Raw genomic sequence first — 6,864 nt, 5'->3', positions numbered from 1 at the left:
CAGTAGCCTCGCCGCTGCGCATGGCCGATGCGGCCGCCGTGCGCGCGGCGACAGGCTGCGACATCGGTTCCATCGGCCCGGTCCGGCTGCCGTGTCCGGTCATCGCGGATCGCAGCGCGGCCAACCTGGCCGACTTCGTCTGCGGCGCGAACGAAAACGGCAAGCACTTGAGCGGCGTCAACTGGGGTCGCGATCTGCCCGAACCGATTGTAGCGGACATCCGCAACGTGGTGGCCGGTGATCCCAGTCCGGATGGCAGGGGCAGGCTCGAGATCGCCCGCGGCATAGAAGTTGGCCATATTTTTCAACTCGGCACGAAGTACAGCACCGCCATGAAGGCGCATTGCCTGGATGAGAATGGCCGGGCCGTCGACATGATCATGGGCTGTTACGGCATCGGCGTGTCGCGTCTGGTGGCTGCCGCCATCGAGCAGAACAACGACGAACACGGCATCCTCTGGCCGGACGCGATCGCGCCTTATACCGTCGCGCTGTGTCCGATCAATATGCACAAGTCAGAGCGCCTGCGGCTGGCGGCGGAGGAGATGTACACCAGACTGCTGGCGGCGGGTATTGAGGTATTGTTCTACGACAAGCAGGAACGCGCCGGCGTCATATTCACTGATATGGAACTCATCGGCATCCCACACCGGCTGGTGTTGAGCGACCGTGGCCTGGACGCGGCCACCTGCGAATACAGGGGCCGGCGCGACGCCGGGGCTCAGGACATCCCGCTAAACGGCGCCGTGGATTTCATCCGTGGCAAAATCCGTCGCTCGTAACATCAGCGGATTTCAAATCTGCTGAGACCTTCATCCTCAGCGGCTATGACATCGACGGCGGTGACACGAGCCGCCGGCGGCCCGCGGTGCAGCCACGCAATAAATGCATCCACGGCCGCGTGTGGCCCGCTGGCGTTGAGTTCAACACGGCCGCCGATCATGTTACGCACCCAGCCGGTCAGGCCCAGCCGCCGCGCTTCATCACGTGCGGCGGCGCGGAAAAATACGCCTTGTACGCGCCCGGAAACCACGCAGCGCACGCAGAGTTTCTCTTCTGTGCCACTCATTTTTATCCATGCCGTCTTTGGCTGGGTTAGAATTCCAATATTAATCAATTCACAATGACCCGCCATGAAGGTCACAATTTATCACAATCCCCGCTGCAGCAAATCACGTGAGACGCTGGCGCTGCTCACTGCTCGCGGCATTCAACCCGAAATCATCGAATATCTGAAAACGCCCCCCGACCAGGCAACATTACAGCGATTGCTGAAGGCGCTGGGGATGACGCCGCGCCAGCTGCTGCGCACAAAAGAAGACGCTTATGCGGAAACCGGCCTTGACAACCCCAAACTCAGCGACGCCCAAATCCTGAAAACCATGGTGACCCATCCGGTGCTGTTGGAACGGCCCATCGTGGTCGTGGACGGCAAGGCTGCCATCGGCCGTCCGCCGGAAAACGTATTGCGCCTGCTTAAATGACCACGGAAATTTTGGTGCTGTACTACAGCAGGCACGGCAACGTGGCGCGCATGGCGGAATACATTGCCCGCGGCATTGAGCAGGTTCCGAATTGCACGGCGCGCATCCGCACGGTGCCGGCGGTGTCCACGGTCTGCGAAACAACAGAAAAGAACATTCCGGCCAGCGGGCCGCCCTATGCCACGCTGGAGGACCTGCAGGAGTGCGCCGGACTGGCGCTGGGCTCACCCACCCGCTTTGGCAACATGGCCGCGGCGCTCAAATACTTCCTCGACGGCACCGCCGGCCAGTGGTTCTCCGGCGCGCTGTCCGGCAAGCCCGCCGCCGTCTTCACCTCCACCAGCAGCCTGCACGGCGGACAGGAAGCCACGCTGCTGTCGATGATGCTGCCACTCCTGCATCACGGCATGTTGATTGTGGGTCTGCCGTACAGTGAACCGGAACTGTTCACGACAATCACGGGTGGCACGCCTTACGGCCCCAGTCATCTGGCCGGTGGCGACAGCACGCATGCGATTACCGATGAGGAAAAGAAGCTCTGCATCGCACAGGGGCGGCGGCTGGCGCAGATTGCGCGCAGCCTGCAACCCGCCCCACGGACCGCGTGATAAGCAACGGTGATTCAGGCGACGGGCGGCAATGCCACCGTTTCGGTCACAAAGATCGATTTATAGCTGGCATAGATGGCGCCGACCATGACCGGTCCCAATACCAACAGTCCAAGTCCGGCCGGTATGACGGCCAATATGGTCAGCACCATGGCGATGAGACCGAAGACCAGCATGGAGGCGATGTTTTTCATACAGGCGTCGAAACTCGCCTTCAGCGCCTCAATCGGCGGAACATTGTCGAACATAACCAAGGGACTGGCATACAGGAAAGCCATGGCAACCAACGCCGCCAGGGTCAGTCCGACCAGCACGGCGATTAATCCCACGCCCGTGAATGCGGCGCCTGCCGCGCGCCCGCCCATCATCGCTCCCATGATTGCGCCGCCCCCGAAAATCATCATCGCAATCGCCACCATAATGGCGGCACCGAGGTACAGCGCACCCAACAGCAGGAACGGATTGCGTTTTTGCGGGTCGGTGAGGCCGATGAAAAGATGTTCCAAGGCGAGGTCCCGGCCTTCGTCCAATTGCCGCGCACCGTAATACAACCCCGCCCCCAGCGCCGGTGAGATCAGTGACAACGCCAGTGTGCCAATGAGCGGGATGTAATGTGCCGCCACTGACAGCAGCAGTAAAATGATCATCAGTGCGATCCACATACCGGGGTTGCGCAGGAACAGGCGCCAACCCTCGCTCAGCCACTTTACCCCTTCTTCTGCTCCGACCGTCCTGATGTTCATAATCATCCTCCCGGTTGATCGCGGATTATTTTCCCAGCAAGGTCTTCGCCAGCGGGATGGTAACGTGGCGCTGGTTGGAAAGCGAGGCGGCATCCAATCGATCCAGAAGCGCGCACAACTGCTTCAGATCACGTGGAACACGGTGCAGCAGGTAATCGGCGACCTCCTTGCTGAGTGCAAACCCCCGACGGCGGGCGCGCTGCATCAACACTTCCCGTCGTAGATCGTCCGTCAGCGGTTGCAGATGAATCACCAGGCCCCAGCCGAGGCGGGACTTGAGATCAGGAAGGTTGATCATTGCCTCCTGCGGATTGACTGTACTGGCGGAGAGCCAGCGTCCACCTTGATCGGCCAGTTGGTTGTAGAGCCGGAGCAGCGCCAGCTCCCAGTCACCCCGCCCACCGATGGCATCGACGTCGTCCACACAGATCAGATCCAGTGTCCCCAACCCCTCGCACACCGAGGGATCGAGATCGTGCGAGGTTTCCTTGAGCGGCAGATAGACCGGGCGCAGCCCCTGTTTCGCGGCCCCGGCGCAGGCGGCGGCGAGCAGATGCGTCTTGCCCGTCGCCGCGCCGCCCCACAGATGCAACGGCCGCAAGGATTCTCCGCGCGCCAAGGCGCCTGCCTGGGCGTGGGCCTCGGCATTGGCGCCAACGATAAAATGTTCCAGCGTCTGATCCTGCGGTGGATACAGCTTGAGCGGCAACTGCCGGTCAGGCCGTTGCGCCGTCGTCATGACGAATACAGGCTGCTTTGCAGGTAACGATTCTGGGAATGGCGCAGGACGACCACGATCACGGCAGCCACCGGTAGGGCCAGCAGGACACCCAGGAATCCGAACAACTGGCCGCCAGCCAGCACCGCAAAGATCACCGCCACCGGATGCAGGCCGATCCGCCGGCCCACCAGCAGTGGCGACAATAGGGTGCCATCCAGGGCCTGGCCAGCGGCGAACACCAGCAACACATAAAGCAGGTGCGCGACATCTCCGAACTGGATCAGCGCCGCCAGACTGGCAAACAGCACACCGACGACGAACCCCAAGTAGGGCACAAAGCTGACCAGTCCGGAGATCAGGCCAATTAGAAACGCGAGATCGACACCGACGATCCAAAGTCCGACGGTGTACACCACGGCCAGGCTCAGCATGACCAGCAACTGGCCCCGCAGCAGCTGGGCCAGCACGGCATCGCACTCCCCCGCCAATTGCGCGATCACCGGTTCGACGCGGCGTGGCAGCAGGTCGTGCAGCCGCCGGACCAGGATGTCCCAGTCACGCAGCAGATAGAAAGTCACCACCGGGATCAACAGAAGATAGGCAAACCAGACGAACACCGTGCCGCCGGAATGGGTCAGCCGGCCAAGCACATCGGTGAGCGAGGAGCCAAGTTGCTGCCAGTGTTCCGTCATGGCCTGCCTCACCGCCTCGAGATTGAGCCAGGAGGGATCGACGCCGGGCAGACGCGACAGTCTCGGCAACAACGCATCCTGGAACCACTGCATGACCTGCGGCAGTTTGTCGATCAAAAGTGAAATTTGTTGGTGTAACACCGGAAACAGTATCAGCACGAACGCCAGGCCCGCCAGCAGCAGGCCCAGAAAGACAATGATCACGCCCAGCGTGCGCGGCAGCCTGCGCGCCTCGAGGCGATCCACTACCGGATCGAAGAGATAGGACAGGAGCGCCGACAACATGAAGGGGGTCAACACCGGCGCCAGAAGATATAACAACCAGATCAGCACGCCAGCAACGACGGCCAAAGTCCATTTTTGCGAGCCGGTCATGGCGATGGGAAACCAGTCAGGTGCGTCATGGAATAAGGCGATAATGACCCGGCGCGCCGTTTGCCGCTGGCTGCAGGGTGGCATTGTAGGCGATGCTGTCGGCGATGGCCTGCAGACCCGCCTTTGTGCCGAGCACCAGGGTCACGCGGTCTCCTTCCACACGCGACACGTTGACGGCGGTGACGGCGTTGAGTGAGCGCAGATAACGCTGCAGGTCGGCGTAATTTTGCAGGCTGCGTACGCCTTCGACAATCAGTTCCACCGTCTGGCCGGGGCCTGTCTCCGCCGGCGTGGCGCGGGCGTAGCGGACCGCGATGGCGTCGGCAATATCATCCGCGCCCTGGGCGGCGATTTCCTCCGCGTTCTGCCCCTTCACGCTCCAGCTCAAATTCTGGCCGTTGAAATACAACACGAACCGGCCGGTCCACAGGCCATTGTCGCCGTGACTCAGCACCGCAGAGACCACCGCCCCCGTGCCATAACGCGCCGAGGCGTCGCGCAGTGGCGCGGCTTGTTCCTGCTTCAAGGTGCCTGCAGACACTTTGTTCTGATCCTCCAGGTCGAGCAGCGGCGAAATCGAAGACAAGCCGCGCCGGGACATCTGCCGCCGGATTAACTCCGTATAGCCGCGATCATCGTCGGGACTGATGAGTGCGGCTGCGCCACCCTCCTCCAGCGCCAGCCAGATCAGCACGCCGGGACGGTCCTGGCCCCACAACGGCAACCCCGTACCCGCCAGTGCAGGCCCCAGTGCCGCAGGATCGAACTGCACCCACAGGTTGGGCTGGGTCTTGTCCGTACCCGGCGCGGCGATGTCCTCAAAACGGATTTCACGCACGTAACGCTGGGCGTCACGAAGCAGGGACTGCGCCTCCTGGCGTTGTATGCTGCCGCGATCACCCGTGAGTTTGATCAGCACCTGCGCCATGGCGTTGCGCACCCCGTCGTTTCTGGCGGCCTCGGTTTTCTCCGCGATCGGCACCGTGGCTTCATATAATCCGTCCGGGGGCGCCGCCGCGAATGCGGGCGATGCATAGAGCCCCACTGCGATGATCGCAAGACGACCCAGCAATTGGAGCATATGGTGGGGGGAATGCATGGTCCAAATCGGCGATGCCATCCTGTGTCGCACGCTATGCGAACGCTGCGGTCAGGTCAAGATTGTCGCGCCACGAGACCGCCGCTAGTATGGACGCCGTGAAAAAGAAACCACCCTCCTCCCTGAGCTACAAGGACGCTGGCGTGGACATCGTCCGCGGCGATGAACTGGTGGAACGCATCAAGTCCTGCGCCGCCGCCACAACCCGCCCCGGCGTCATGGGTGGCCTGGGCGGTTTTGGCGCGTTGTTCAATCTGGGCCCCTTGAAATACAGGAGGCCCGTGCTCGTTTCCACCACCGACGGCGTGGGGACAAAACTCAAGCTCGCCATCGCGCTGAACAGGCACGACACCATCGGCATCGATCTCGTGGCCATGAGCGTGAATGACCTCATCGTGCAAGGGGCCGAGCCGCTGTTTTTCCTCGACTACTTTGCCACTGGCAGGCTGGATTTGGACACGACGCAGACGGTCATCCAGGGCATCGCCCGCGGTTGTGAACTGGCGGGGGCGGCGTTGGTCGGCGGCGAAACGGCGGAAATGCCGGACATGTACGCGCCGGGCGACTACGATCTGGCCGGCTTCTGCGTGGGTGCGGTCGAGGAAAATAAAATCATCGACGGCCGCGACGTGCGCAACGGCGACGTGGTGCTGGGCCTGGCATCAAGCGGCGTGCATTCGAACGGTTACTCGCTGGTGCGCAAAATCCTCAAGGTCACCGGCGCCGATCTGGCGCAGGATTTCCACGGCCGCACGCTGGGGGAGACGTTGCTTACGCCGACGCACATCTACGTCAGGCCGCTTCTGGATTTGATCCGCCGTATTCCGGTCAGGGCCCTCGCTCACATCACCGGCGGGGGGTTGCCCGGCAATCTGCCGCGCGTGCTGCCCGAAGGCTGCCGCGCCGTCATCGACACAAAGAGCTGGGAGCGCCCCGCCGTGTTCCGCTGGCTCCAAAAGGCCGGGAACGTCGAAGAAGAGGAGATGCGGCGTACCTTCAATTGCGGCGTCGGCATGACGGTGGTTGTGCCTGAAGACTGCGTTGAAACGGCGTCCCAGCGCCTCCGGGAGGCGGGGGAAACGGTATGCCCGATCGGCCATATAGAGGCCTGCAAGGGCGCGGCGACGGTTAAATTCCGATAG

At 62.3% G+C, this 6,864-nt stretch carries 9 protein-coding genes (1 of these 9 cut by a window edge); 4 read left to right on the top strand and 5 right to left on the bottom strand.

All coding sequences use genetic code 11. The features are described from left to right. Positions 1-782: the end of a proline--tRNA ligase gene (locus tag VMH34_01590; protein HTT07475.1), read on the top strand. Its footprint begins 931 nt before the window's first position; 782 of the gene's 1,713 nt are visible here — the last part of the coding sequence; its start codon lies beyond the left edge, outside the window; it ends in the stop codon at positions 780-782. 2 nt (positions 783-784) lie between these two features. Here the strand turns inward: VMH34_01590 and VMH34_01585 are convergent, their stop codons facing one another. Next, the gene (locus VMH34_01585) at positions 785-1,069 is read right to left on the bottom strand and encodes an acylphosphatase (protein HTT07474.1); all 285 of its coding nucleotides are present in this window, start codon (positions 1,067-1,069) and stop codon (positions 785-787) included. 64 nt (positions 1,070-1,133) lie between these two features. Here VMH34_01585 and arsC point away from each other — a divergent pair, with 64 nt between their 5' ends. Both arsC and wrbA read left to right on the top strand, forming a co-directional pair. After that, a complete protein-coding gene (gene arsC, locus VMH34_01580; GenBank protein HTT07473.1) occupies positions 1,134-1,484 on the top strand; it encodes an arsenate reductase (glutaredoxin) in 351 nt (116 codons plus the stop codon). Beyond that, positions 1,481-2,092: an NAD(P)H:quinone oxidoreductase gene (gene wrbA, locus VMH34_01575; protein HTT07472.1), complete on the top strand. Its 612-nt coding sequence runs from the start codon at positions 1,481-1,483 to the stop codon at positions 2,090-2,092. Before arsC ends, wrbA begins: the two co-directional genes overlap by 4 nt. A gap of 14 nt (positions 2,093-2,106) precedes the next feature. Here the strand turns inward: wrbA and VMH34_01570 are convergent, their stop codons facing one another. From VMH34_01570 to VMH34_01555, 4 genes are read right to left on the bottom strand one after another with little or no spacing between them, the layout of a single operon-like run. Next, on the bottom strand, positions 2,107-2,841 hold the full coding sequence (locus VMH34_01570; GenBank protein HTT07471.1) for a BPSS1780 family membrane protein: 735 nt from the start codon (positions 2,839-2,841) through the stop codon (positions 2,107-2,109). A gap of 19 nt (positions 2,842-2,860) precedes the next feature. Further along, positions 2,861-3,574 carry a DnaA regulatory inactivator Hda gene (hda, locus tag VMH34_01565; protein ID HTT07470.1) on the bottom strand — a complete coding sequence of 238 codons (714 nt, stop codon included), beginning with the start codon at positions 3,572-3,574 and terminating at the stop codon, positions 2,861-2,863. Continuing rightward, the gene (locus tag VMH34_01560) at positions 3,571-4,623 is read right to left on the bottom strand and encodes an AI-2E family transporter (GenBank protein HTT07469.1); all 1,053 of its coding nucleotides are present in this window, start codon (positions 4,621-4,623) and stop codon (positions 3,571-3,573) included. Before VMH34_01560 ends, hda begins: the two co-directional genes overlap by 4 nt. A gap of 25 nt (positions 4,624-4,648) precedes the next feature. Then, positions 4,649-5,722, bottom strand: coding sequence for a DUF2066 domain-containing protein (locus VMH34_01555; protein HTT07468.1), 1,074 nt, complete (start codon positions 5,720-5,722; stop codon positions 4,649-4,651). 89 nt (positions 5,723-5,811) lie between these two features. Here VMH34_01555 and purM point away from each other — a divergent pair, with 89 nt between their 5' ends. Continuing rightward, a complete protein-coding gene (gene purM, locus VMH34_01550; protein HTT07467.1) occupies positions 5,812-6,864 on the top strand; it encodes a phosphoribosylformylglycinamidine cyclo-ligase in 1,053 nt (350 codons plus the stop codon).

The organism is Gammaproteobacteria bacterium, assembly GCA_035501935.1.
Classification (GTDB): Bacteria; Pseudomonadota; Gammaproteobacteria; order JAJPIJ01; family JAJPIJ01; genus JAJPIJ01.
The sequence above is the reverse complement of the archived record's forward strand: the minus strand, read 5'-3'. Positions and strand labels throughout refer to the sequence as shown.

What these genes read in the sequence shown, in the direction of transcription:
- VMH34_01585 (HTT07474.1), bottom strand. Translation starts at nt 1,069, where the DNA reads ATGAGTGGCACAGAAGAGAAACTCTGCGTGCGCTGCGTGGTTTCCGGG.
- arsC (HTT07473.1), top strand. Translation starts at nt 1,134, where the DNA reads ATGAAGGTCACAATTTATCACAATCCCCGCTGCAGCAAATCACGTGAG.
- wrbA (HTT07472.1), top strand. Translation starts at nt 1,481, where the DNA reads ATGACCACGGAAATTTTGGTGCTGTACTACAGCAGGCACGGCAACGTG.
- VMH34_01570 (HTT07471.1), bottom strand. Translation starts at nt 2,841, where the DNA reads ATGATTATGAACATCAGGACGGTCGGAGCAGAAGAAGGGGTAAAGTGG.
- hda (HTT07470.1), bottom strand. Translation starts at nt 3,574, where the DNA reads ATGACGACGGCGCAACGGCCTGACCGGCAGTTGCCGCTCAAGCTGTAT.
- VMH34_01560 (HTT07469.1), bottom strand. Translation starts at nt 4,623, where the DNA reads ATGACCGGCTCGCAAAAATGGACTTTGGCCGTCGTTGCTGGCGTGCTG.
- VMH34_01555 (HTT07468.1), bottom strand. Translation starts at nt 5,722, where the DNA reads ATGCATTCCCCCCACCATATGCTCCAATTGCTGGGTCGTCTTGCGATC.
- purM (HTT07467.1), top strand. Translation starts at nt 5,812, where the DNA reads ATGGACGCCGTGAAAAAGAAACCACCCTCCTCCCTGAGCTACAAGGAC.